Below are 2,814 nucleotides of genomic sequence, written 5' to 3' on the forward strand. Positions count from 1 at the left end.
CCGGATTCGAATTTCATGATTCCGTAAACGCCGTCGCCTTCTACCTTCAGAATGAGTTCTTTATAACCTTTAGAAGCTTCGCTGGAATCGGTTATTTCGTGTTTCCAACCTTTGGTTTTGAAATACATCGCGTACGCTCTGTACACATCTTCCACAAAAATTGCTGCTTCGTCGCCCCCGGTTCCTGCCCGTAATTCGATGATGACGTTTTTATCATCTGCTGGATCTTTTGGAATCAGAAGAACTTTCAACTGTTCTTCAAGACCGGGAATTCTCTGGATGGCTTCATTTTTTTCCATTTTGGCCATTTCTACGAACTCTTTATCTGATCCGTCGGCAATAATTTCGTCGGATTCCTCAATCGTATTTAAAGTCTGTTTGTACTGATCGAAAACCGCCACGATTTTTCCGAGGTCGCTGTATTCTTTGTTCAGCGAGGAGTATTTTTTCTGGTCGGAAATTACATCTGGCTGAATAATGAGGTCGGCAACTTCATTATAACGCTGTTTAATGGCTTCGAGTTTTGGGATAAGAGACTTTGACATTTGTAGAAATTTGTGGGTGCAAAGATAGGAAAAAAGCAGAAAACAATATTCCTTACCTAAGAACAACCATCCTGTTTTATAGCCCGGATTGAAACGGCATCCTTTTGCTGAGCGCAGCGGAGCAAAAGATAGAGTGGAAAGCCGGTATTTGTATGTAAAGAAAAACGTAAAGTGTTGCTCCAAAAAAAAATCAGTCTCCAAAAATTAGAAACTGACTGTATATATGATTTTGCTTTGTGACTGCTTTTCCCGGAAATTAAAGTGGGAGAGCAGTGACATCAACTAGTGATGACCGTGGCTGTCGTGGCTGTGTAAAAACGGCCCGTGACCTTTTGGGTTGCTGTAAACCAGTTCTACACCTTCCTGCTCTGTAAGCGTTTTTCTTCTGATGTCTTCAGGATCGAAAGGTTTGGTTTTACCGAAATATTCCATTAATCCGGAAGTTAACCAAATCGGGATTACATAACCGAAAAACATAAAGATACACCAGAAACCGATAAGGAACATGCATAGGAAATATACGGTCCAAAGGAACTGGTAGAACGGGAAAAATGCTGATAACATCATCATTGGAATAGATTTTAGGCAAAAGTAGGATAATTTTTGTTTTCAGACAAAAGATTTCCGGTGATTTTTTGCTATTTAAAACGATTAAAAAATATTAATGCGCGATGGATTCGAAGAAATCGTTCCCTTTATCATCGGAGATAATGAATGCCGGGAAATTTTCGATTTCGATTTTACGTACGGCTTCCATTCCAAGTTCTTCAAAATCAACAACCTCTACGGACTTGATGTTTTCTTTGGCTAAAATTGCCGCAGGTCCACCAATAGAGCCGAGATAAAAACCGCCATATTTTGCGCAGGCGTTGGTGACATCCTTGCTTCGGTTTCCTTTGGCCAACATAATCATACTTCCGCCGTGCGACTGGAATTCATCGACATAAACATCCATTCTGCCGGCAGTTGTAGGTCCGAAACTTCCAGAAGCCATTCCGTCCGGCGTTTTTGCGGGACCGGCATAATAAATTGGATGGTTTTTGAAATAATCGGGCATAGGTTTTCCGCTGTCGAGAAGTTCTTTAATCTTTGCGTGGGCGATATCGCGCGCTACAATTAAAGTTCCGTTCAGACTTAAGCGGGTTTTAATCGGATATTTAGAAAGTTCTGCCAGAATATCTGGCATTGGCTGATTCAGGTCGATAGAAACTGCTTCTTCCAAATGTGGCGGAATTTCCGGCAGGTATTTTTTTGGGTTGGTCTCTAACTGCTCGAGGAAAATTCCTTCACGGTTGATGAAACCTTTAATGTTTCTGTCGGCAGAACAGGAAACACCCATTCCCACAGGACAGGAAGCTGCGTGACGCGGCAAACGAATGACTCGAACATCGTGTGTGAGATATTTACCGCCAAACTGGGCTCCTATGGAGGATTCCTGGCAGATTTGCTGAACTCTTTTCTCCCATTCCAGATCACGGAACGCCTGTCCGCCCATGTTTCCTTCGGTGGGAAGGTGATCGTAATATCCGGCGCTGGCTTTTTTCACGGCTGCTAAATTGGCTTCCGCGGAAGTTCCGCCAATGACGAGCGCGAGGTGATAAGGCGGGCAAGCTGCAGTTCCCAAATCCATAATTCTTTCGCGAATGAAAGCTTCAAGTGAGGCATCATTCAAGAGGGATTTTGTTTTTTGGTAGAGGAAGGTTTTGTTTGCAGAGCCACCACCTTTCGCGAGGAAAAGAAATTTGTATTCTTCGCCTTTTGTAGCATAAATATCAATCTGTGCCGGGAGGTTCGAGCCGGAATTTTTCTCCTCAAACATCGTTAAAGGCACGATCTGCGAATATCTAAGATTGCGTGTTTGGTAGGTATTATAAATTCCTCTGGAAATCCATTCAGCATCATTTGCTCCAGTGTATACGTTTTCGCCCTTTTTAGCAACGCAAATTGCTGTTCCGGTATCCTGGCAGGAAGGAAGCGCGCCTTCCACTGCAACTGCAGCGTTCTGCAGGAGATTATAAGCTACGAAACGGTCGTTGTCGGTCGCTTCCGGATCATCTATAATATTACGGAGTTTCTGAAGATGCGAAGGACGAAGCATGAAAGACACATCTGCCAAAGCCTGTTCTGCAAGAAGTTCCAGTGCACGGGGATCTATGGTTAAGATTTCTCTGCCGCCGAGGTATTCTACTTTTAAATATTCTGAACTGAGTTTTCTGTATTGGGTGTCGTCTTTAAGAATAGGAAAGGGATCCTGATAGTGAAATTCCAT

General features: G+C 43.2%; 3 protein-coding genes. All 3 read right to left on the reverse strand.

Going from position 1 to position 2,814, the window contains the following annotated elements; genetic code table 11:
- Positions 1-545 (reverse strand): PCRF domain-containing protein (locus tag V5N63_RS11515; protein WP_332034057.1); only part of this gene is annotated, 545 nt, incomplete at its 3' end.
- A gap of 282 nt (positions 546-827) precedes the next feature.
- A complete protein-coding gene (locus tag V5N63_RS11520; RefSeq protein ID WP_218250515.1) occupies positions 828-1,112 on the reverse strand; it encodes a hypothetical protein in 285 nt (94 codons plus the stop codon).
- 94 nt (positions 1,113-1,206) lie between these two features.
- The coding region (locus V5N63_RS11525; RefSeq protein WP_332034058.1) for a fumarate hydratase at positions 1,207-2,814 on the reverse strand (1,608 nt) is incomplete at its 5' end.

This window comes from Kaistella sp. (assembly GCF_032060305.1).
Taxonomy (GTDB): Bacteria; Bacteroidota; Bacteroidia; order Flavobacteriales; family Weeksellaceae; genus Kaistella; species Kaistella yananensis.